The organism is Ancylobacter sp. G4_0304, assembly GCF_047501495.1.
Taxonomy (GTDB): domain Bacteria; phylum Pseudomonadota; class Alphaproteobacteria; order Rhizobiales; family Xanthobacteraceae; genus Ancylobacter.
The window spans coordinates 73,945-93,783 of record NZ_JAZDRM010000009.1 but is presented as its reverse complement, the minus strand read 5'-3'; the positions used below and the strand labels follow the sequence as shown (position 1 = coordinate 93,783).

General features: G+C 67.4%; 23 protein-coding genes. 8 read left to right on the top strand and 15 right to left on the bottom strand.

Annotated elements, in window-relative coordinates; all coding sequences use genetic code 11:
- Position 1 precedes the first annotated feature (1 nt).
- From VRZ77_RS07335 to VRZ77_RS07325, 3 genes are all read right to left on the bottom strand, one after another.
- Positions 2–1,192 (bottom strand): D-alanyl-D-alanine carboxypeptidase family protein, encoded by a 1,191-nt coding sequence (locus tag VRZ77_RS07335; protein ID WP_414592009.1) that lies wholly within the window; start codon positions 1,190–1,192, stop codon positions 2–4.
- Positions 1,193–1,337: 145 nt separating this feature from the next.
- Positions 1,338–2,450, bottom strand: coding sequence for a septal ring lytic transglycosylase RlpA family protein (locus VRZ77_RS07330; RefSeq protein ID WP_414592008.1), 1,113 nt, complete (start codon positions 2,448–2,450; stop codon positions 1,338–1,340).
- A gap of 229 nt (positions 2,451–2,679) precedes the next feature.
- Positions 2,680–3,825, bottom strand: coding sequence for an alpha-hydroxy acid oxidase (locus tag VRZ77_RS07325; RefSeq protein ID WP_414592007.1), 1,146 nt, complete (start codon positions 3,823–3,825; stop codon positions 2,680–2,682).
- A gap of 229 nt (positions 3,826–4,054) precedes the next feature.
- Between VRZ77_RS07325 and VRZ77_RS07320 the strand changes: the two genes are divergently transcribed.
- Positions 4,055–4,276, top strand: coding sequence for a hypothetical protein (locus tag VRZ77_RS07320; protein WP_414592006.1), 222 nt, complete (start codon positions 4,055–4,057; stop codon positions 4,274–4,276).
- An 84-nt stretch (positions 4,277–4,360) separates the two neighbouring features.
- Here the strand turns inward: VRZ77_RS07320 and VRZ77_RS07315 are convergent, their stop codons facing one another.
- Positions 4,361–5,188, bottom strand: coding sequence for an alpha/beta fold hydrolase (locus VRZ77_RS07315; protein ID WP_414592005.1), 828 nt, complete (start codon positions 5,186–5,188; stop codon positions 4,361–4,363).
- Positions 5,189–5,325: 137 nt separating this feature from the next.
- Here VRZ77_RS07315 and VRZ77_RS07310 point away from each other — a divergent pair, with 137 nt between their 5' ends.
- On the top strand, positions 5,326–6,312 hold the full coding sequence (locus VRZ77_RS07310) for a GlxA family transcriptional regulator (protein ID WP_414592004.1): 987 nt from the start codon (positions 5,326–5,328) through the stop codon (positions 6,310–6,312).
- 60 nt (positions 6,313–6,372) lie between these two features.
- A complete protein-coding gene (locus VRZ77_RS07305; protein ID WP_414592003.1) occupies positions 6,373–6,663 on the top strand; it encodes a hypothetical protein in 291 nt (96 codons plus the stop codon).
- Positions 6,664–6,668: 5 nt separating this feature from the next.
- Here the strand turns inward: VRZ77_RS07305 and VRZ77_RS07300 are convergent, their stop codons facing one another.
- The 3 genes from VRZ77_RS07300 to yidD all read right to left on the bottom strand — a co-directional run bounded on the left by VRZ77_RS07300 (position 6,669) and on the right by yidD (position 10,087).
- Positions 6,669–7,772, bottom strand: coding sequence for an outer membrane protein (locus VRZ77_RS07300; protein ID WP_414592002.1), 1,104 nt, complete (start codon positions 7,770–7,772; stop codon positions 6,669–6,671).
- Positions 7,750–9,711: a threonine--tRNA ligase gene (thrS, locus tag VRZ77_RS07295; RefSeq protein ID WP_414592001.1), complete on the bottom strand. Its 1,962-nt coding sequence runs from the start codon at positions 9,709–9,711 to the stop codon at positions 7,750–7,752. The genes VRZ77_RS07300 and thrS overlap by 23 nt, the downstream gene beginning before the upstream one ends.
- A gap of 61 nt (positions 9,712–9,772) precedes the next feature.
- Positions 9,773–10,087, bottom strand: a complete 315-nt coding sequence (yidD, locus tag VRZ77_RS07290; protein ID WP_414592000.1) for a membrane protein insertion efficiency factor YidD — start codon at positions 10,085–10,087, stop codon at positions 9,773–9,775.
- 82 nt (positions 10,088–10,169) lie between these two features.
- Between yidD and VRZ77_RS07285 the strand changes: the two genes are divergently transcribed.
- Complete coding sequence (locus tag VRZ77_RS07285; protein ID WP_414591999.1) at positions 10,170–10,682, top strand: hypothetical protein; 513 nt, start codon at positions 10,170–10,172, stop codon at positions 10,680–10,682.
- Between the two features lie 24 nt (positions 10,683–10,706).
- Here VRZ77_RS07285 and VRZ77_RS07280 read toward each other — a convergent pair whose 3' ends face one another.
- Entirely contained in the window at positions 10,707–11,159 is a 453-nt protein-coding gene (locus tag VRZ77_RS07280) for an iron-sulfur cluster assembly scaffold protein (protein ID WP_414591998.1), read from the bottom strand.
- A gap of 241 nt (positions 11,160–11,400) precedes the next feature.
- Between VRZ77_RS07280 and folE the strand changes: the two genes are divergently transcribed.
- Positions 11,401–12,033: a GTP cyclohydrolase I FolE gene (folE, locus tag VRZ77_RS07275; RefSeq protein ID WP_414591997.1), complete on the top strand. Its 633-nt coding sequence runs from the start codon at positions 11,401–11,403 to the stop codon at positions 12,031–12,033.
- Positions 12,030–12,515 carry a phosphoribosyl-AMP cyclohydrolase gene (hisI, locus tag VRZ77_RS07270; protein WP_414591996.1) on the top strand — a complete coding sequence of 162 codons (486 nt, stop codon included), beginning with the start codon at positions 12,030–12,032 and terminating at the stop codon, positions 12,513–12,515. Before folE ends, hisI begins: the two co-directional genes overlap by 4 nt.
- A gap of 15 nt (positions 12,516–12,530) precedes the next feature.
- On the opposite strand, the gene VRZ77_RS07265 is transcribed toward hisI, so the two are convergent.
- Both VRZ77_RS07265 and VRZ77_RS07260 read right to left on the bottom strand, forming a co-directional pair.
- A complete protein-coding gene (locus tag VRZ77_RS07265) occupies positions 12,531–12,962 on the bottom strand; it encodes a CBS domain-containing protein (protein WP_414591995.1) in 432 nt (143 codons plus the stop codon).
- 197 nt (positions 12,963–13,159) lie between these two features.
- Complete coding sequence (locus VRZ77_RS07260; RefSeq protein ID WP_414591994.1) at positions 13,160–13,903, bottom strand: rhomboid family intramembrane serine protease; 744 nt, start codon at positions 13,901–13,903, stop codon at positions 13,160–13,162.
- A gap of 293 nt (positions 13,904–14,196) precedes the next feature.
- On the opposite strand from VRZ77_RS07260, the gene VRZ77_RS07255 reads away from it, so the two are divergent.
- Entirely contained in the window at positions 14,197–14,856 is a 660-nt protein-coding gene (locus tag VRZ77_RS07255) for a transglutaminase-like cysteine peptidase (RefSeq protein ID WP_414591993.1), read from the top strand.
- 12 nt (positions 14,857–14,868) lie between these two features.
- On the opposite strand, the gene VRZ77_RS07250 is transcribed toward VRZ77_RS07255, so the two are convergent.
- The 4 genes from VRZ77_RS07250 to VRZ77_RS07235 all read right to left on the bottom strand — a co-directional run bounded on the left by VRZ77_RS07250 (position 14,869) and on the right by VRZ77_RS07235 (position 17,474).
- Complete coding sequence (locus tag VRZ77_RS07250; RefSeq protein ID WP_241618678.1) at positions 14,869–15,399, bottom strand: gamma carbonic anhydrase family protein; 531 nt, start codon at positions 15,397–15,399, stop codon at positions 14,869–14,871.
- A 6-nt stretch (positions 15,400–15,405) separates the two neighbouring features.
- Positions 15,406–15,618 (bottom strand): DUF3126 family protein, encoded by a 213-nt coding sequence (locus VRZ77_RS07245; RefSeq protein ID WP_241618677.1) that lies wholly within the window; start codon positions 15,616–15,618, stop codon positions 15,406–15,408.
- Positions 15,619–15,767: 149 nt separating this feature from the next.
- Entirely contained in the window at positions 15,768–16,616 is an 849-nt protein-coding gene (gene cysE, locus VRZ77_RS07240; protein ID WP_414591992.1) for a serine O-acetyltransferase, read from the bottom strand.
- 105 nt (positions 16,617–16,721) lie between these two features.
- The gene (locus VRZ77_RS07235; protein ID WP_414591991.1) at positions 16,722–17,474 is read right to left on the bottom strand and encodes an alpha/beta fold hydrolase; all 753 of its coding nucleotides are present in this window, start codon (positions 17,472–17,474) and stop codon (positions 16,722–16,724) included.
- A gap of 152 nt (positions 17,475–17,626) precedes the next feature.
- Here VRZ77_RS07235 and VRZ77_RS07230 point away from each other — a divergent pair, with 152 nt between their 5' ends.
- A complete protein-coding gene (locus tag VRZ77_RS07230) occupies positions 17,627–18,742 on the top strand; it encodes a type I restriction enzyme HsdR N-terminal domain-containing protein (protein WP_414591990.1) in 1,116 nt (371 codons plus the stop codon).
- Here VRZ77_RS07230 and VRZ77_RS07225 read toward each other — a convergent pair.
- Positions 18,705–19,778: a hypothetical protein gene (locus VRZ77_RS07225; protein ID WP_414591989.1), complete on the bottom strand. Its 1,074-nt coding sequence runs from the start codon at positions 19,776–19,778 to the stop codon at positions 18,705–18,707. The two genes, VRZ77_RS07230 and VRZ77_RS07225, sit on opposite strands and share 38 nt — an antisense overlap.
- Between the last annotated feature and the right edge of the window lie 61 nt (positions 19,779–19,839).

Sequence of the window (19,839 nt, the reverse complement as noted above, 5' to 3'; positions counted from 1 at the left end):
CTCAGCCCGTCAGCTTGACCGTAGTCAGCTTGTTGTAGCCCTGACGCAGCAGGCCGACGACAAGCTCATAGGCCCCGTCCATGGCGCGGCGCCACAGCGGCCCTTCCGCCACGGATTGCGACGCCACCAGTGGCACGTCCAGCGCCACCTGGTCGCCGCGGAACACCCGCAGCCGCGCGAGTTCCGTGCCCTTCTCCACCGGCGCCATCACCGGGCCCTCATACTGGATGCGGGCGGTGATGCGCTGGTCGCCCGTGCGCGGCACCAGGATGCGTATGGTGTCGACCCCGGTCAGCGGCGCGCCGCCGCGATTGCCGCCATAGAGCGCGGCCTCGCCGACCTCCTGCCCCTTCTCGAACAGTACGCGGGACTCGAAGGAGCGGAAGCCCCATTCCAGCAGCTTGCGGGAGTCCTCGGCGCGTTCCTTGTCGGTCTTGGCGCCCATGATCACCACGATGAGCCGCTGGTCGCCCTGCACGGCGGAGCCGACCAGGTTGAAGCCGGCCTCCTTGAGATAGCCGGTCTGGAATCCGTCGGCACCCAGACTCATGCCGAGCAGCGGGTTGCGGTTGTTCTGCCGGATCTTGCTCCACAGGAAGTCCGGCTCGCTATAGACCTTGTAGTAGTCCGGATAGGTGCGGATGATGTGCGCCGCCAGCGTGGCGAGGTCGCGCGCCGAGGTCTTCTGGTCCGGGTCGGACAGACCGTTGGTATTGGTGAAGCGCGAATTGTCGAGGCCGAGCCGCTTGGCCTCATTGTTCATCATCGTCGCGAAGCCCAGCTCATTGCCGGCGATGCCCTCGGCGAGGATGATGGTCGCGTCATTGCCATTGGGAATGATCGCGCCGCGAATGAGGTCGCTTACCTTGATCGAGCTTTTCAGCGCCGCGAACATGGTGGCCCCGCCGGAGGGCGCCCCGCCCCGCCGCCAGGCATATTCGCTCACCTGAAACTCGGTGTCGGGGGAAAGCCGGCCCTCGGTGATCTCGCGGAACACCACGGCCATCGACATCAGCTTGGCGAGCGAGCCGGGGAAGTTCTGGGTATCGGCGCTGCGCTCGAACAGCACGGTGCCGCTGTCATAATCCAGCAGGATGGCTTGCGGCGAGGCAATGGTCGGGGCCTGCTGCGCCTGAGCTGCGCCGGGAATGGCGAGCAAAGCCAGCACCAGCCCCATGAAAATCCGCATCATTCCGCCTCGTGCCGTTCGCCGCAGCGCTGTGCAGGCCGTCTTCAGCATGGCGCAAGGATTATCAGCCGGCACCGGCTGCTGCAATGCGGCAGACGTTTGATGCTTAATTGCCGGGCGTGGCCCGCCCGGCTGGCCGCTCTGCCGCTCAGTACAGCCCGCGGCCGGTGCCGACGGGCGTCAGCGCGCCGGTGGCGGCATAGCCCATGGCGGGCTGGGCGCCGACCATCCAGCCATTGGCTTCCGGCGCCGAGGCGATCACCGGCGGCGGCGGCTCGACCGGCGCGATGTTCTGCCGGGCGATGCGCGGCTGCGCGAGCGCGGCGGCCTGAACCGGGCGCGGCGCGGCAGCCGGGTTGATCACAGGGCGCGGCGCCGGGGCGCTGGCGACCGCGACCGGCTTGGTCTTCGGCGCGACATAGACCGGAGCCATCGGTTCGGCGGCCGCGACGGTCTCTTCCACCCCCTCGCCGAGGTCGAACGGACGGCTCGGCGGCAGCGGCACGTTGGCGGCGGCGATCACGGTGGTGCGGCTGGCCCGCACGGCGGTGACCGAACCGGCGGAGGCGACCATCAGCGTGGACGAGGAGGCGGAGGCCACCATCACGGTCGGCTCCGGCGCCGGGGTGTTGGTGCGCAGCGTCGCCGCGAGCTGAACGTCGTCGGAACCTTCGAGGCGGGCCGGGCCGATATACTCGACCTTCACGCGCGCCGTGCCGCGGCCCTTGAAGCCGAGCATGTCCGCCGCGCGCTGGGAGACGTCGATCACGCGGTTGCCGTGATAGGGGCCGCGATCGTTCACGCGCACCACCATGGAGCGGCCATTGTCCTTGTTGGTCACGCGGACATAGCTCGGCATCGGCAGGGTGGGATGCGCGGCGGCGATCGAGTGCATGTCGAACACTTCGCCATTGGCGGTCAGGCGGCCATGGAAGTCGTCGCCATACCAGGAAGCGAGGCCTTCGAACTTCTCGCCCTTGTTCATTTCCTTGGGCACATAGGTCTTGCCGGCGACCTTGTAGGGCTTGCCGACGCGGTAGGCACCGCCGCCCTTGGGAACCGGCTGGCCGAAGGCCACCACGCGCGGGCTGGCGGAAACGCCGTATTTCGGATCGATCTTGCTGGTGAGCTTGTTTTCGCCGGTGCAATTGGCGGCCAGCAGGCCGATACCCAGCAGGGCGGCAACGCGGCCAACACGGCCAACCGTCACCTGAGCCGGCAACTGGCCGGCAGCTCGTATGAGAGCTCGATACGTCGTCATGCACCCCGACCGTTTGCTATGCGCCCTACCCCGTCCCGGCGCCTGTACCCGGCGCCTTTTCACGGCTCGCACGCAACTGCATCGACACCGACGGGTGCAAACACCCCCCGATCCCACTCCTTATGCCACAGAAGGCTGTCTGAGTGGGGCGAAAATGCGGCGTCGGCGTCAACGTGGTGAATGAAGGGTAAAGTATGGCCGCATCGGGCAATTTCGCGCTGGTGCTTGCCTACAGCGGGCGCAGTGCCTCACGGCCGACATTTTTCAGCTCGGCCACCGAGGTCAGCCCCATCAGCGCCAGCGTGATGTCGATTTCCTCGGTCAGATGGGCGATCACCCGCTTGACCCCTGCCCCGCCGGCGGCGCCGAGGCCATAGACATAGGCACGGCCAAGCAGCACGCCCGAGGCGCCGAGCGCAAGCGCCTTCACGATGTCCGCCCCGCGCCGGAAGCCGCCATCCACCAGAATCTCCGTCCCGCCTTCCAGCGCGTCGACGATGGCCGGCAGAGCGGCGATGGTGGAGGACGTGCCGTCGAGCTGGCGCCCGCCATGGTTCGAGACCACGATGGCGTCCGCCCCGGCCGCCTTGGCGCGGCGCGCGTCCTCGGGATCGAGCAGGCCCTTGATCACCAGCCGGCCCGGCCAGCGCGCGCGCAGCCATTCCACATCGCGCCAGGACAGAGACTTGTCGATGCCGCGCGACAAATGGCTGGCCTGCTCCAGAAGGCCGGTGCCGAACTCCGGGCGATGGGCGATCGCGCCGACGCGCGGCGTGCCGGCGCGGCTCATGTCGAGGCACCAGCGCGGATGCAAGGCGAGCTTCGCCAGCAGGCCCGGTCCCACTCTGGTGAGCGAGCGGAAGCCGTTGCGCACGTCGCGCTCGCGCACCGAGGTGATGGCGGTGTCGACGGTGAGGTAGAGGTTCTCCACCCCCGCCGCCTGCGCCTGCGCAATGATCTCCTCACTCAGGCCGCGATCGTTCAGCACATAGAGTTGGAAATCGAGCGGGCCCGTGGTCTTTTCCCGCAATTCGCCGATCGAGGCGATGGAAAAGGTGGAGAGGCACAGCGCGGTGCCTGCCTCATGCGCCGCCTTCGCCGCCTGCACCTCGCCATGGCCGGCATAGAGCCCGAGAAAGCCGACCGGGCCGAGCATGAACGGCACGGCATGGCGCCGTCCAAGGAAGTCGGTCGACAGGTCCCGCCTCGCGCAGTCGACCAGCACGCGCTGGCGCAGCGTCCAGCGCGAAAAATCCGCGCGGTTCGCGGCCATGGTCTCCTCGCCGAACGCGCCGCCATCGAGATAGTCGAAGAAGATGCGCGGCAGGCGCCGGCGCGCGGCCCGTCGGGCGTCCTCGACATTGATGAGGGTCATGGGCGGCACTCTCCGAAGGGGGCCCGGCCGTCGCGGATTGGGGGGGCGAGCCTCGCGAGGCTTGTAGCCCATCGCGACCCCACCCGCCTACCCGACCAAGGGCGGGAGGCGCGCCTGTCTGGTAGCTCGCACCGATTGGCGCGTAAGATCGCGCCTTCCATGGCGTGCCGGGCGCATGGATGCCGGGGTGAGGCGCCCCTCCTGCCCGCCGGCGCTACAGGGGACACGCATGCCAAACGCCGTGACGGCCAGGGGAGACGCGGTCGAGCCGATGGCCTCGCATCCCGAGGAGATGAAGGCGGTGTACGAGCTGCAGGTGGGGAATTGGATCTCGGTCCGGTGCAGCGCCCGCGTCACGCCAGCGGGCATCATCGCGGTCGGCATCGGCGCCTCCGCCGTCGCCCTCGCCTGTCTGGCGGCGGCGCGGGCCTGGCAGGCCTCGGCGCGCTGAACCGGGCGACGGCCCGAGAACGCGATGGCGGGCGGAGCGCCTCGTTCCGCTCCGCCCTCTTGTCCCACCTTATTCACCCGCAGTTCAGGCCGTGATGAAGGCCAGAAGATCGTCGTTGAAGCGGTCCTGATGGGTCTGCGTCAGGCCATGGTCCGCGCCCTCATAGACCTTGAGCACGGCATGGGGGACGATCTTCACCGTCGACAGGGCCGAGGCGCCGATCGGGACGATCTGGTCGTCGTCGCCATGCAGCACCAGCGTCGGCTTGTCGAAGCGCTTGAGGTCCTCGTGGAAGTCGCTCTCCGAGAAGGCGCGGATGCTGTCGAGCTGGCCCTTGAGGCCGCCCATCATGCCCTGCGCCCAGAAGCTGTCGCGGATGCCTTCCGAGAGCACCTTGCCCTCGCGGTTGTAGCTGTAGAACGGCACGACCAGATCCTTGAAGAACTGCGAGCGGTTGTCGTAGGTGCCCTTACGGATGCCGTCGAACACGCTCAGCGGCAGGCCGCCGGGATTGGCCTCGGTCTTGAGCATCAGCGGCGGCACCGCGCCGATCAGCGCTACCTTCGCAACCCGGCCCGTGCCGTGGCGGCCGACATAGCGGGTCACCTCGCCGCCGCCGGTGGAGTGGCCGACCAGGATGGCCTCCTTGAGGTCCAGCGCCTCGATCAGCTCGGCGAGGTCGTCGGCATACTGGTCCATGTTGTTGTTGTCCCAGACCTGATCCGAGCGGCCATGGCTGCGGCGGTCATGGGCGATGACGCGGAACCCCTTGCCGGCGAAGAACACCATCTGCGCGTCCCAGGCGTCCGCGCTCAGCGGCCAGCCATGGGAGAACACGATGGGCTGCGCGTCCTTCGAACCCCAGTCCTTGTAGTAGATGCGGGTGCCGTCCTTGGTGGTGATCGTGCTCATTTTCGTAAGTCCCTCAGTGGTTTGGTTTGATGTGTCCGAAACCCCTCGTTCCATGGTTGAAGGTTTACCCGCGCTGACGGATCATCGGGATTGGCGCTTTCGACAAATGCCGAGCCAAAACTGACAGAGGGACCGACATGGGTGTGCAGACGCCGCCGCTGAGGGCCGAAATCGGCCTGCTGCTCTACTCCGGCTGCCAGATGGCGATGGTCCACGGCATGAGCGACCTGCTCGCCATCGCCGCCGGCTTCTCGGCCGGGCACGGCGGGCCGGGGCTGCGGGTCAGCCACTGGGTGCCGGCGGAGGGCGGCGGCTTCGTGCGCGGTTTCGACACCCATCCCGGCCGCGCGGGAGAGCCGGACATCCTGATCGTGCCCGGCCGCCTCGCCGCCGTGGTCGAGGCTGACGAGGCCGCGCCCTATGCGCGCTGGCTGTTGGCGCATCACGCGCGCGGCGCGACCCTCGCCTCCAATTGCGGCGGCGCCTTCCTGCTGGCTGCGACCGGCCTGTTGTCCGGCCGCCCGGCGACCACGCACTGGATGTTCGCCGACGCCTTCCGCGCGCGCTTTCCCGATGTGAAGCTCGACCCGGACAAGATCGTGGTCGAGGACGGTGACATCATCACCGCCGGCGGGCTGATGGCCTGGACCGATCTCGGCATGCGGCTCGTCGACCGGCTGTACGGCCCCTCGATCATGCTGGAGACCGGCCGCTTCCTGCTGGTCGATCCGGCAGGGCGTGAGCAGCGCCACTATTCCAGCTTTGCCCCACGCCTCACCCATGGCGACGAGGCGATCCTGAAGGTGCAGCACTGGCTTCAGGCGAAGGGCGCGCGCGATGTCGGCGTGGCGGACATGGCGCAGCAGGCCGGGCTGGAGGAGCGCACCTTCCTGCGCCGCTTCAAGGCCGCCACGGGGCTGAAACCCACCGAATATGCCCAGCATGTGCGGGTGGGCAAGGCGCGCGAATTGCTGGAATTCACCCGTCGCACCGTGGACCAGATCGCCTGGAGTGTCGGCTACGAGGACCCCGCCGCCTTCCGCCGGCTGTTCCAGCGCCTCATCGGCCTGACGCCGGGCGAATATCGCCAGCGCTTCGCCGTCGGCGCGTCGGCGGCGGCCTGACGGGCCTCGCTTTGGCCGCGCGGCGCCCTATATCTGGCCGGACAGGTCAGGAATCACGTGATGTACAGGATTGTCGGGGCGATCGGCGCCGTCGTGCTCACGGTGGCAGGCGCCTCGGCGCAGATATCGCCGCCCAAGCCCATGCAGCCGAAAATGCCGAAGGTCGAGATACCCAAGCGCCAGAACACGGTTCGGCCCAACAGCCAGAACCTGATGGAAGGCCCATCCTACTGGACCAATGAGCAGCGCCGGCTCAACGTGCCCAATGCCGACGCCAACCCGGTGCAGCGCGAGAACAACCCGTTCGACCGCCCGGTACCGGCACCGATACCGGGCAAGCCTGCGCCGTAGCGACCTCAGAACGCGCGGTTGATCGACACCATGATCGATTGCGTACTGGAGGCGCCGGAGAAGTTGCCGCTCAGGATGCCGACATCTTCGAATCCGCCGCGCGCGGTGGTCGAGAATGGGCCGGAATAGCCCTTACTGATGTTGCCGGTCACGGTGTAGCTGTAGCTCAGGTCGAGGAACCAGTTCTGCGACAGGAAGTAGGTGGCGCCCACGATCACCTCGCCGCCCACAACCCAGTCCTTGCTGGAGAAATCGCTCGGGGCTCCGGTAATATCGTAGTGAACGCCATTGATGTCGGCGAAGCCGACGACATTGTTGAAGTCGTATTGCACGCGCGACAGCGTCGGGCCCGCGCCCAGATAGATGAAGCCCTTCTCGAATGACCGGCCGATGAACGGCACCAGCGAGAACTGGTTGTCGACGCGGCTGGAATAGGAGCCACCAACCACGTTTCCGGTGAAGCTGGCCGAGGAAGGGCCGGTAAACGCGCCGGATTGCGGCACGGCGATCGGGCCGGTCTCGGCTTCCGTACCGAGGTAATTATAGGTGAGTTTGACACCCCAGAGCCAGTCCGAGGCCTGGAAATGCTGGAAGTAACCCAGCTGGGCCGCTGCCGAGACGCTGTACTCGGTGTCGAATCCGGGATCGACATTGCCGCCGGCATAGCCCGCGCCGATGGGTACGCCGTTCTGCGAAATGGTGGAGACCCCCTGCGCATACAGGTTCTGGTCGGTGAAGCGCGTCGCATTGAGGGCGCCGCCCGCGCCGATGAAGAAGGCGCTGGCCGGGACGAGGCTTTCGGGCGCGCCGGTTGCCGGCGCTGCCGCCGGCACATCCGCCGCCCGCGCGGGCCCGTCCGCAAAGCCTGCCACGGCGGCCATGATGGCGATGACGGCGACGGTACGATGGCCGATTTTATGAAGCCCTGTTGTCATTTGTCCCCCCGAATCGCTTCCCTTGATGCGAGCACGATGACGCTGGGGCAATCCGGGGGGAATGTCGTTTCTTAGTGGGAACGGCGGGATGGAAAACAAAACGCCCCGGAACTCTCCGGGGCGCTTGTTCCTGTCGGGATCGGTGAGGCGGTCACTCTGCCGCGCGCACCACATCCGGCGCCCGCGCCTCCTCGACCAGGCTAGCAAGCGCCTCGTCGAGGCTCAGCGTGGTCTGGTTGGGCGAGCCCAGCCGGCGGATCGAGACGGTGCGCTCGGCCGCCTCCTTGCGCCCGACCACGATGAGCGCCGGCACCTTGGCCAGCGAGTGCTCGCGCACCTTGTAGTTGATCTTCTCGTTTCGAAGATCGCTCTCCACCCGCAGCCCGGCCTTCTTGGCCAGCGCCACGATTTCCTGCGCGTAGTCGTCGCCCTCCGAGGTGATGGTCGCGACCACCGCCTGCGTCGGGGCGAGCCAGAGCGGGAAATGCCCGGCGAAGTGCTCGATCAGGATGCCGGTGAAGCGCTCCATCGAGCCGCAGATGGCGCGGTGGATCATCACCGGGGTCTTCTTGCTGCCGTCGGCATCGACATAGAAGGCGCCGAAGCGCTCCGGCAGGTTGAAGTCCACCTGCGTGGTGCCGCACTGCCATTCGCGCCCGATCGCGTCGCGAAGCGTGTATTCGAACTTGGGCCCGTAGAACGCGCCCTCGCCCGGCAGGATGCCGGTCTTGATCTTGCCGCCCGATTCCGCCTCGATCTGGGTCAGCACCCGTCCCATGACGTCTTCGGCATGGTCCCAGACCGCGTCCGAGCCGACGCGCTTCTCGGGGCGCGTGGAGAGCTTCACCACGATCTCCTCGAAGCCGAAATCGGCATAGGTGGAGAGGATCAGCTCGTTGATCTTCAGGCACTCCGCCGCCATCTGCTCCTCGGTGCAGAAGATGTGCGCGTCGTCCTGCGTGAAGCCGCGCACGCGCATCAGCCCGTGCAGCGCGCCGGAAGGCTCATAGCGATGAACGGCGCCGAATTCCGCAAGCCGCATAGGAAGATCGCGGTAACTCTTCAAGCCGTGCTTGAAGATCTGCACATGCCCGGGGCAGTTCATCGGCTTCAGCGCATAGACGCGGTCATTGTCCTCGGTGTCGCCGGCCGGCTGCACCTTGAACATGTTGTCCTTGTACCAGCCCCAGTGACCAGAGGTCTCCCACAGCGACTTGTCGAGCACCTGCGGGGCGTTCACCTCGTCATAGTCGGCCTTGAGTCGGCGGCGCATATAGGCGACCAGCGCCTGGAACAGCGTCCAGCCCTTGGGGTGCCAAAACACCACGCCCGGCCCTTCCTCCTGGAAGTGGAACAGGTCCATCTCCCGGCCCAGCCGGCGGTGGTCGCGCTTCTCCGCCTCCTCCAGCTGGAGGATATAGGCGTCGAGCTCTTCCTTGGTGCGCCAGGCGGTGCCGTAGATGCGGGTGAGCATCGGGTTGTTGGCGTCACCGCGCCAATAGGCGCCGGCCACCTTCATCAGCTTGAACGCGTCGCCCACCTTGCCGGTGCTCGGCATATGCGGGCCGCGGCACAGGTCGAACCACTCGCCCTGCTTGTAGATCTTGATCTTCTGGTCGGCGGGGATCGCGTCCACCAGCTCGACCTTGAACGCCTCGCCCTTCTCCTTGAAGACGCGCTTGGTCTCCTCGCGGTCCCACACCTCGCGGGTGAAGGGCGCGTCGCGGGCGATGATCTCGCGCATCTTCTTCTCGATGGCGGCGAAATCGTCCGGGGTGAACGGCTCGTTGCGGAAGAAGTCGTAATAGAAGCCGTTCTCGATCACCGGGCCGATGGTCACCTGGGTGCCGGGCCACAGCGCCTGCACCGCCTCGGCCAGCACATGGGCGGCGTCGTGGCGGATCAGCTCCAGCGCTTCCGGGCTCTCGCGGGTGACGATCTCGATCTTCGCGTCGGCCTCGATCGGCTCGGACAGGTCGGTCAGCACGCCGTCGAGCTTGACGGCCAGCGACTTCTTGGCAAGCGACTTGGCGATGGCGGCGGCGACATCGGCGCCGGTGCTCCCGGCCGGGAACTCGCGAACCGCGCCGTCGGGAAAGGTCAGATGCAGCATGGCTTTTCTCCTGCCCACTCCTGCGAACCACGCAGGTAGGCTTGTTGGGTAAGCGTGTCGGTCAGTCCTGCGCGGGGCTTCGCCACCGCGCATAGCGCCATGGCATATACCACACGGCTTTTGGCGGCAATTCGACCGGCACCGCCTCGAAGCCGGATCCGCCCCAGGGGTGGCAGCGGCAGATGCGCCCCGCCGCCATCCAGCCGCCGGCCCAGGCGCCGTGCTGGTCGATCGCGTTGTCGGCGAACTCCGAGCAGGTCGGCAGGAAGCGGCACTGCCGGCCCATGAAGGCGGACAGGCTGTAGCGGTAGACCAGGATCGGCGCGCGCAGCGCGAGGCGCGGCAGCCGGGCCGCGCCTCGCACAGCGCGATGCATCAGGCCGGGTTTATCGGGAACTGTGGGCATGTGCGCGCATTAGTACTGCAGGACCGGAGGGATTGTCCGGGTGGAGGTCGGGATGCAGAACAGGCAGGCACAGCGTCGACGCAGCGAATTGCTGACGGCATTCGTGGCATCCATCACGCTGATTTCGACAGTCACCGTTCTCATCGTGATGCTGTTCACCCTGCCCGGCTTCGCCCAGACGCCCGCGCCTGCCCAGACGCCCGCGAAGGCCCCTGCCGAAGTCCCCGCCCCCGCGCCGACTCCGGGCCCGGCCGGCGGCACTCAGCCCGATCCGTCCGCCGCCACCTCGCCCGAGGTCGACCCGGACATGAAGCGCGTCGCGGCCTGCAAGGCGCAGGCACTGGCGAAGCTCAAGCAGCGCTCGCCCGCCATCGACGATATCTATATCGACATTGACGGCCTCACCATCGCCACCGCCGAAGCCCGGCTCGGCGAGACCGACGTCAAGGGCGTGATCATGGGCGAAGCCTATATCCAGCGCGACCGCTCCGACAGCGCCAACCGCTTCCTGTGCCTCACCGGGCCCAAGGACGAGGTGCTGTTCACCTTCTTCACCGAGCGCTGAGGCGGCCGGCTTCGCACCGCGATTTCACTCCGCCGCCTGCCCTGCCGCGTCGCGCGCCTCGATCCGGTCCACCGCATCGACCACGGCGTCGAAGGTCAGCAGCGTCGAGGCGTGGCGCGGCTTGTAGTCCCGCACCGGCTCCAGCACCGCGAGTTCGGCCCAGCGGCCTTCGGGCACCGGGCCATTCTCCTTCAGCATGCGCCGCATGGTCTCGCGGACCGCGCGCAGCTCGCCCGCGGTGGAGCCGACCACCAGCCCCGCCATGATCGAGGACGACGCCTGTCCCAGCGCGCAGGCGCGCACCTCATGGGCGAAATCGGTGACCACCCCGTCCTTCATGGCGAGGTCGATCGTGACGGTGGAACCGCAAAGCCTCGAATGCGCCGTTGCACTGGCATCGGGCGAGGCAAGCCGGCCGAGCCGTGGTATATCGGCAGCCAGCTCAAGTATGCGGCGATTATAGACCTCGTTCAGCATGCCTTGATCCATTCGCAGCGTGCGTTCGTATCACTCGCAATATTGCGGTGCGTTCGCCGTTCCTTATATAGGAGCGACGGTCGGGACGCGAAAGAATGCCGGGTATGCGAATTCCGGTGTTTGCGCCCCGTCGGGTCAGGGTATGCTGCCAGTCTGAGCGATCGGAACGGCGCGTATGTGACGAGTTAACCGGTGACACCCGGCGCCCGGTATTTAGAAGCGCCGTCGAACGGAGTTCGTCATGGATGCCGTGCTTGAGACCCTGATGCGTAGTGCCAAGAACGAGGCCGCGACCGCCAATCGGCCGTCGCGCGAGGAAGCCGAAGCCGCCGTGCGCACGCTGATCGCCTGGGCCGGGGACGACCCGACCCGCGAAGGCCTGCTCGACACGCCCAAGCGCGTGGTGCGGGCCTATGAGGAGCTCTATAGCGGCTACACCGCCAAGGCCGCCGCCACGCTCGACCGCACCTTCGGCGAGATCGGCAATTTCGACGACATGGTGCTGGTGCGCGACATCGAGTTCTATTCGCACTGCGAGCACCACATGGTGCCGTTCGTCGGCAAGGCGCATGTCGCCTATTTCCCGGTGGAGCGCGTGGTCGGCCTGTCCAAGATCGCGCGCATCGTCGACATCTTCGCCCGCCGCCTGCAGACGCAGGAGCACCTCACCTCGCAGATCATCACCGCGATGGACGAGATCCTGAAACCGCGCGGCGTCGCGGTGCTGATCGAGGCCGAGCACATGTGCATGGCCATGCGCGGCGTGCGCAAGCAGGGCGCCTCGACCGTCACCTCGCAGTTCACTGGCGTGTTCCGCGACGATCCGCAGGAGCAGGTGCGTTTCATGAGCCTGCTGCGCGGGATGCGCCCGTGAGCGCTGAGCTGTTCGCGCCGCGCGGCAGCGCGGCCGAGATCGAGGAAGGCGACCGCCTCTCTCCGAAATTCGACGCCAACGGGCTCGTCACCGCCGTCGCCACCGATGCCGACAGCGGCGAAGTCCTGATGGTCGCGCATATGAACGCGCAGGCGCTGGCGCTGACCATCGAGACCGGTCAGGCGCATTATTTCAGCCGCTCGCGAGGCCGGCTGTGGAAGAAGGGCGAGGAAAGCGGCCACGTCCAGACGCTGGTCGAGCTGCGCGTCGACTGTGACCAGGACGCCGTGGTGCTGCGCGTTCGTATGGCCGGGCCCGGGGCGGCGTGCCACACCGGGCACCGCTCCTGCTTCTTCCGCTCGGTGCCGCTCGGCGCCGCGCCCTCCCCGGACACACGGCTGACGGTCAATGACGGCGGCAAGCTGTTCGATCCCGCGCGCGTCTACGGCACGCCGGCGAAGACCGACGCGCCGCGCTTCTGACAAGCGTCCGACCTCTCAGGTCGACATGATGTATTCGCGCATGGCGTGGCTCTCGCGCTCCATCTCGGCCACGCGGTGCTTCACCACGTCGCCGATCGAGATGATGCCGATCAGCTTGCCCGCGCGCACCACCGGAACGTGACGGAAGCGTCCGGCGGTCATCTGTTCCATGATCTGGGGGATGGTCTCGTTGCCGTCGGCGGTCACCACCTTCGAGGTCATCACGCTGGAAACGGCGTCGTCGAGCCGGCCGGGGCCATCGAGGCCGATCACGCGCACGATGTCGCGCTCCGAGAGGATGCCGATCACGCGCCGCTCGGAATCGGTGACCACGATTGCGCCGATGCGCTTCTCCGCCAGCAGTTCCACCGCCTCGCGCAACGTTGCCGTCGGCTCGATGGTCGCGACGTCGTAGCCCTTCTCGTCCAGTATCATTCGCACTGTCATGGCCTGCCTCCTGTCCCTTGTGGCGGACGGTCGGAACCCGGCTGCCCGCGTCGTTCCCCGCCCGCTTCATCGTCGGCGAGTCGCCATAGGTCGGCGCCCGCTCTTCAAGGCGGGAATGATCGGACCTAACGCAACGGAGAGCAATAGTGTTTCTCGGACGCCTGCCAGCGTGAGAGCCCGGGCGCGCGGACGGCAGATCAGCCGTTGCGGTGGCGCGTCAGCGGGTTGTCGTCGGGAAAGCTCCGCACCGGGTCGAACAGCGGGAACAGCAGCAGACCCGCGACGAATCCGCCGATATGCGCCTGCCAGGCGATCGAGCCCTCGACGATGCCGGCCGGCGCGCCGATCCCGAAGGCGAGGTTGATCGCGAACCACACCACGACGAAGGCGATCACCCGCCGGTCGCGCATCACGGTAAGCAGCGGCGCCGCCGGATAGCGCACCGAGTCTTCCAGCGCGCTCTGGCGCCACGGCACGAAACCCTCGGAGGCGAACATGAAGCGGATTGCCGCCGCCATGCAGCCCGACACCGCCGCCGATGCGCCGATCATCGGCGCGAGGTCGTCCTCATGGGTGAACAGGTGCAGCCCTGCCCCCGCCGCCGCCGTCACCGCGAAGAAGGCGAGGAAGCGCACCGTGCCGAAGCGCCGCGCCACCGGGCTGCCGAAGGCCAGCATCCACAGCAGGTTGATGCCGACATGCGCCCAGTCGCCGTGCAGGAAGGCGTAGGACACGAAGGTCCACACATTCGCCGCCGTCCCGCCCGGCAGCACGCCCTCGCCGAGGAAGGCGGGATCGAAGCGCGCGGGAATGAAGGCGAACAGCGCCAGGATCTCGATGCCCGTATCCACGCTCACTGCGACGCGCAGCAGATGGATGGCCAGCATCGCCGCCGCCAGCACGGTGATCACCGTCGGCACGTTCAGAATCGGCTGGCGCATGGGGGCCGTATAATGGGTTCGATCGAGCACGGCTGATGACATAGGCGCCGGCTTGGCGCACGGCAAGCGCGCCGGTGAAAAGCCGGGGCGGCGCAAGGACGCGCGAGGGTGGAAAAGCCTTGCCGCCCGCTTAAACGGCGTGATGAATAAATCCGATATTCTCATGGTTAACGACAGTAGAAAAGTTATTAATTTTCCATATCCAGCGTAGTGGAGAATTTCCGCGACGGCTTAGACCAAGATAAAAATCTCTCTGGCAGTATCTCTTCCCATGACAGGGATTGAGGTGCGCGATGAAAAAGAGGCTTGAACGAGCCCTTCTCGCGGCGGCGGTGGTGCTCTCGGGTGCCATCTTCTCCGGCCAGCCGACGCAGGCGCAGGACGCCCGCACGGCGAATGATCAGGTGGCGATGCTCTCGCCCTTCGCGGCCAATATCGCGGCGGGCGCGGCGACCTCGACGCCGATCGGCTATGCCCGCTTCTGCGCCGCCATGCCGGCCGAATGCGGCCCCGGCAACGGGCGCGGCGGGCGGGTGGCGCTGGATGAGGCGGATTTCGCCCAGCTCCGCCGGGTCAATGACGAGGTCAACACCCGCATCAAGCCGCTCACCGATCTGGAGCATTTCGGCGAGATCGAACGCTGGACCTATCCCGATGACGGGTTCGGCGATTGCGAGGATTATGTGCTGGAGAAGCGCCGCGCGCTGGTACGCCTCGGCTGGCCGGACGAGACGCTGCTGATCACCGTGGTACGCGACCGTAACGGAGACGGCCATTCGGTGCTCACCGTGGTCACCGATCGCGGCGATCTGGTGCTGGACAATCAGGAGCCGGACATCGTGCTGTGGCACGAGACCGGCTACCGCTTCGTGAAGCGTCAGGCGCAGGGCGCGCCCGACCAGTGGGTCTCGCTCGGCGACGTGCTGGCCCCGGTCACGGTCGGCCGCAACTGAGCGGCCGCCCCCTCACCCGATCTTTTCCAGGCCCTGCGCGAAGCGCCGCCAGTTGCGCACATAATGCGCCGCCGTGCCGTGGATGCGCGCGGCCATCGCCTCGTCCAGCACGCGGATCGCCTTGGCGGGCGTGCCGACGATGAGCGAATTGTCCGGGAATTCCTTGCCCTCGGTCACCAGCGCGCCGGCGCCGACCAGGCAGTTGCGCCCGATCTTCGCGCCGTTCAGCACGGTGGCGCCCATGCCGATGAGGCTGTTCGGGCCGATGGTGCAGCCATGCAGCATCGCCTTGTGGCCGATGGTGCAGTCGGCGCCGATGGTCATCGGGAAGCCGGGATCGGTGTGCAGGCAGCACAGTTCCTGGATGTTGACCCGCTCGCCGATCAGGATGCGCTCATTGTCGCCCCGGATCACCGAGCCGAACCACACGCTGGCCTCGTCGCTGATCTGCACATTGCCGATCACGCTGGCATCGGGGGCCAGCCACCAGCGGCCGAGCGCCGGCAGGTCCGGCGCGATTCCGTCGAGTGCATAGATCGGCATGGCCGCTCAGTCCTCCAGATCGTCGCCGAGGATCGCCATCTGGAAGTTATAGGACAGGTCGCCGTCTTCCTTGTCCTCGAACATCACGCCGATGAACTCGTCGCCGATATAGACCTCGGCCGAATCCTTCTTCTTCGGGCGGGCGACAACCCGAATGTTGGCATTGCCGAACAGGCGGCGCAGATAGGTCTGCACCCGTTCATTGTCTTTCTTTTCCACGTGTTCGTGCTCCCGCGGTGGATGGGTCAGGGCGGCAGGCTTACCGCGGCGAAGGCTTGCCATGGCAGGGCGCCCGGCGCAACCGAGCGCGGCGCGGCCCTCCGTGCAAAGGGTGGAAAAGCCGGCCGGGCGGCCGGCTCATGATGGCGTCAGATCGCCTCGCCGGAAAAGGCGTGGTCGAACATCTGGTCCATGCTGCGCGAGGGCTCCGAGCAGCCGGCCTCCCCGATCACGCGGGCCGGAACGCCGGCCACCGTGGTGCGCGGGGGCACCGGCTTGAGCACCACCGAGCCCGCCGCCACGCGGGCGCAATGGCCGATCTCGATATTGCCGAGCACTTTGGCGCCGGCGCCCAGCAGCACGCCGCGCCGGATCTTCGGGTGGCGGTCGCCATGCTCCTTGCCGGTGCCGCCGAGCGTCACGCCCTGAAGCACCGAGACGTCGTCCTCGATCACCGCGGTCTCCCCGACCACGATGCCGGTGGCATGGTCGAAGAAGATGCCGCGCCCGAACGGGGCGGCCGGGTTGATGTCGACCTGGTTCACCGAGGAGGAGCGGCTCTGGAGATAGAGCGCGAAGTCGCGGCGGTCGTTCTTCCACAGCCAATGAGCCAGACGATGGGTCTGGATGGCGTGGAAGCCCTTGTAATAGAGCAGCGGCTCAATCGCGCGCTCGGTCGCCGGGTCGCGGTCGCACACGGCAAGGATGTCGGCGCGGATGGCGACGCCGAGCGAGGGGTCGTCGGCCACCGCGTCGTCAAAGGCGTGGCGGATCAGTTCGCCGGGCATGTCCACATGGTCGAGCCGCTGGGCGATGCGGTGCGCCACCGCCTTCTCCAGCGTGGAGTGGTACAGCACGGTGGAGAAGATGAAGCTCGCCATGGCGGGCTCGTTCTGGGTAATCGCCTCGGCCTCCGCGCGGATGCGCGACCAGACCGGATCGATCTTGTCCAGCACGCGCTTGTGCGCGTCGACAAGCTGGAGGGAATTGTTCGCCATGACAGCAATCCTTGGGTCGTTGCCCGTGGAGCCACCCGATAACGGCTCCTGTTGAAGCCTTCTTAGCATAGCTGGGGTGGCCAGCCTATGCCGTCCAGCCCCGCGTCACGGGCGTTCATTGAGGAAGGCGAGCACCGCCTCCTTGAAGCTCTTGTCGCCCACCGCCAGCATGTGGTCGCGGCCCTCGATATCGAAGGCCCGCGCCCCCGGAATCAGCGCCGCCAGCGGCGCCGCGGCGCCGGCAATCGGGTCGCGCGTGCCGACCCCGATCAGCGTGGGCACGGCGATGCGCGCCACCTCCTCGCGGGTGAGCGTGCGGCGCGAGCCGTAGATGCAGGCGGCGAGCGCCTTGCGGTCGCTGCCGGTCTGCTCGGCGAAGGCGCGGAAGGTGCGCCCGACCGGATCGGTGACATCGGAAAGGCTCGGCGCCAGCAGCGCCTCGGCAACGGTGGAGGGCAGCCCCGCCCCTTCCACCAGATGGATGCCGATACCGCCGAGAACGAGCGAGCGCACCCGCTCCGGTGCTTCCAGCGCCAGACACGCGCCGATCCGCCCGCCCATGGAATAGCCCATGACGTCGGCGCGGGAGAGTCCGAGATGGTCCATCAGCGCCCGCGCGTCGCCCGCCATGATCGCGGGATCGTAGAGCGCGGCCTCGTAAACCTTGCCCGAGGCGCCATGGCCGCGATTGTCGAGCGCGACGACCCGGCGGCCTGCCCGCACGAGCGTGGAGACCCAGCCGGGGCCGACCCAGTTGATTTCCTTGGTGGAGGCGAAGCCGTGGATCAGCACGACCGGCTCGCCCTCCCCCTCGTCGAGAAAGGCGAAGTCGATGCCGTCGTGGGAAAAGCTGGGCATGGCGGTCTCCGAAAAGCGTCCGCGATACCTAGTCAGCCGCCGCCCCCCTGCCAAGCGGGAACGGCCCGGTTGTCGTAAGATCTACTTATGATTGCAATTCGCAGATAACATTACCTAGAGTGCGTGACGGATTCCGTCAGGACGGTAGTGGCATGGCACAGACCATCGATGATTTCCGCGCGGCGCTGATCACCTTCGCCGAGCGTGTGCAGCGCGTGCGCGCGCACATCCATAATGAGGAGGCGACCAAGGTCGCGCTGGTGCTACCGTTCATCGGCATTCTCGGCTATGACGACCGCGATCCCACCGAGGTTGCGGCCGAACACGCCGCCGACTTTTCGGAGAAGTACCGCAACCGCGTCGACTACGCCGTGCTGCGCGACCTCCAGCCGGTGATCGCGGTGGAGTGCAAGTCGCTCGGCAACGGCAAGAAGGACGATCGCGGCCAGCTCAAATCCTATTTCAACGCCTCGAAGACCGTGAAGCTCGGCGTGCTGACCGACGGCATCGTCTACGAGTTCTTCGTGGATTCACAGGAGCCGAACATGATGGACGACGACCCGTTCCTGGTCGTCGACTTCGAGAAGGTGGCGAAGGCCCAGATCACCGAGACCGTCATCGCCGGGCTGTACGACTTCACCAAGTCGCGCTTCGATCCCGACACCATCTCCGAGCACGCCCGGCGGTCCATTACCCACCGCGCCTTCTTCGACTATCTGTCGGAGCAGTTCCTCGGCCCCAGCGTCGAGTTCACGCGCTTCCTGCTCAAGGAGAACGACATCAAGCATGTGCGGCTTAACGCGCTCGACGGCTATCGCGCCATCGCCAAGTCCGCCTTCGACGATGTGTTCACCGCCAATGTGCTGAAGCGGCTCGACATCACCACCGCCCCGCCCAAGGCGGCGCCGCGGACCGAGTCCGAACCGGTCGCGCTGGTGGAGCCGGCCGTTGCGGAGAAGGAAGCCGTCACCACCGAGGGCGAACTGCGTGCCTTCGAGGCGGTGCGCCGGCGCCTCGCCTACCTTGCCGCCGGCCGCGACGATCTGTTCGAGGCGATCTCCAGAGTCGCCTATCGTGACTATCAGGGGAAGATGGCGGTGTTCTATGTGCAGGAGCGCAAGGGCCGGCTGATGGACATCATCGAGGCGCGCGACGGCACCATCCGGTTCAATCTCGCCGATGGCGGCGAGGGTGGGCCGGTGACCGAGCTGCCCGCGCTCGACGCCCGTCTCAGGGCGCTGTTCGAGCGGCGAGTCTCAGGCCAGTGAACCACCCTGCCCGCTTCTTCCGCCGCCACAGCGGGCGCAACATCGCCACCACCATGGCGTTGAACGAGGCGATCAGCCCGATCACGTCCAGCACCAGCGCAATGACGCGGTAAGCGAGCCGCGTCAGCGTCTCGGTCAGAAAAAGCGCGCCGCGTCCCAGCGTCTTCACCACCGCCAGCGTCTGCCCGCCCTTCACCTCCGCGAGACGGCGCAGCCGCGCCGCGCCCGCCGCGTCGTCGACATGGCGCAGCCCGGCGAAGGTGGCGCGCGTGCCGGCCTTGGAGGCGGCGGTGCCGAGATCGCCGACCAGCGCCGCCAGCTTCACCCGCTTGCCGCCGCGCAGCGCGTCGGTGACATGGGCGGCGAGCCGCGCGCTCATCGCGCCGGTGCGCCGCGCGCCCTTCAGCGCGGTCAGCCCGGCGCGCAGCGCCAGCGGCGTGCCGAAGGCGGCATAGGTCGCGCCGGTGGCGGCGATCCCGGCACCGGAGAGTCCCAGCATCAGCGGGTCGACAGTCTCGCCGCGCACCCAGTGCAGCACCTCGCGCCCGCCATCGCGCAGATCGCCCCAGACGGTGAGATCGCCCGCCGCCGCGCCGGCGAGCCCCGTGAGGTCCTCCGCCTCGCCGGTGACGAAGCCCTGCCCGAAGCGCGAAGCCCCGCGCATCGCGCCGGCCACCGCATTATTGGCGAGCACCACCTTCGCCCGCAGCGCGCCATCGACCGCGATCCCGCGCGCCTCCGCCAGCGCGACGAAGCTCTCTGCCAGCTCGCCGTCGCCGGCCTGAAGCGCCGCCTCGATTTCCGTTCGCACCCGCGCGGCGTCGAGCGTGCGGTCGAGCTGCAGCTCGGCCAGACGCGCGGCGTCGTCCTGCGCGCGGATCAGCGCGAAGGCCTCGTGGCCCAGCGGCACGACCCAGTGGGCCGCGCCGGCAAAGGCGAGGAAGAAGCCGAGAGCAGAGAGCAGGCGGAACATGATGGCGGCGCGCGCGGCCTGAAGTCCGGCGGGCCGCCGGCCGTGCGGACCCGGCGTCTTCATGCGCGCTCATTGTGGCGAACCCAAGGGAATGAACCCAACGTGTCGTCCCGGAACCGGCAAT

Excerpts from the sequence above, each read along its gene's own strand:
- VRZ77_RS07235 (WP_414591991.1), bottom strand. The coding sequence starts at position 17,474 with ATGCCCAGCTTTTCCCACGACGGCATCGACTTCGCCTTTCTCGACGAG.
- folE (WP_414591997.1), top strand. The coding sequence starts at position 11,401 with ATGGATGCCGTGCTTGAGACCCTGATGCGTAGTGCCAAGAACGAGGCC.
- VRZ77_RS07315 (WP_414592005.1), bottom strand. The coding sequence starts at position 5,188 with ATGAGCACGATCACCACCAAGGACGGCACCCGCATCTACTACAAGGAC.
- VRZ77_RS07330 (WP_414592008.1), bottom strand. The coding sequence starts at position 2,450 with ATGACGACGTATCGAGCTCTCATACGAGCTGCCGGCCAGTTGCCGGCT.
- VRZ77_RS07265 (WP_414591995.1), bottom strand. The coding sequence starts at position 12,962 with ATGACAGTGCGAATGATACTGGACGAGAAGGGCTACGACGTCGCGACC.
- cysE (WP_414591992.1), bottom strand. The coding sequence starts at position 16,616 with ATGGCGAACAATTCCCTCCAGCTTGTCGACGCGCACAAGCGCGTGCTG.
- VRZ77_RS07250 (WP_241618678.1), bottom strand. The coding sequence starts at position 15,399 with ATGCCGATCTATGCACTCGACGGAATCGCGCCGGACCTGCCGGCGCTC.
- VRZ77_RS07320 (WP_414592006.1), top strand. The coding sequence starts at position 4,055 with ATGCCAAACGCCGTGACGGCCAGGGGAGACGCGGTCGAGCCGATGGCC.
- VRZ77_RS07325 (WP_414592007.1), bottom strand. The coding sequence starts at position 3,825 with ATGACCCTCATCAATGTCGAGGACGCCCGACGGGCCGCGCGCCGGCGC.
- VRZ77_RS07335 (WP_414592009.1), bottom strand. The coding sequence starts at position 1,192 with ATGATGCGGATTTTCATGGGGCTGGTGCTGGCTTTGCTCGCCATTCCC.
- VRZ77_RS07285 (WP_414591999.1), top strand. The coding sequence starts at position 10,170 with ATGCAGAACAGGCAGGCACAGCGTCGACGCAGCGAATTGCTGACGGCA.
- VRZ77_RS07225 (WP_414591989.1), bottom strand. The coding sequence starts at position 19,778 with ATGAAGACGCCGGGTCCGCACGGCCGGCGGCCCGCCGGACTTCAGGCC.
- VRZ77_RS07255 (WP_414591993.1), top strand. The coding sequence starts at position 14,197 with ATGAAAAAGAGGCTTGAACGAGCCCTTCTCGCGGCGGCGGTGGTGCTC.
- VRZ77_RS07260 (WP_414591994.1), bottom strand. The coding sequence starts at position 13,903 with ATGCGCCAGCCGATTCTGAACGTGCCGACGGTGATCACCGTGCTGGCG.
- VRZ77_RS07310 (WP_414592004.1), top strand. The coding sequence starts at position 5,326 with ATGGGTGTGCAGACGCCGCCGCTGAGGGCCGAAATCGGCCTGCTGCTC.
- yidD (WP_414592000.1), bottom strand. The coding sequence starts at position 10,087 with ATGCATCGCGCTGTGCGAGGCGCGGCCCGGCTGCCGCGCCTCGCGCTG.
- VRZ77_RS07300 (WP_414592002.1), bottom strand. The coding sequence starts at position 7,772 with ATGTGGTGCGCGCGGCAGAGTGACCGCCTCACCGATCCCGACAGGAAC.
- VRZ77_RS07230 (WP_414591990.1), top strand. The coding sequence starts at position 17,627 with ATGGCACAGACCATCGATGATTTCCGCGCGGCGCTGATCACCTTCGCC.
- VRZ77_RS07280 (WP_414591998.1), bottom strand. The coding sequence starts at position 11,159 with ATGCTGAACGAGGTCTATAATCGCCGCATACTTGAGCTGGCTGCCGAT.
- thrS (WP_414592001.1), bottom strand. The coding sequence starts at position 9,711 with ATGCTGCATCTGACCTTTCCCGACGGCGCGGTTCGCGAGTTCCCGGCC.
- VRZ77_RS07305 (WP_414592003.1), top strand. The coding sequence starts at position 6,373 with ATGTACAGGATTGTCGGGGCGATCGGCGCCGTCGTGCTCACGGTGGCA.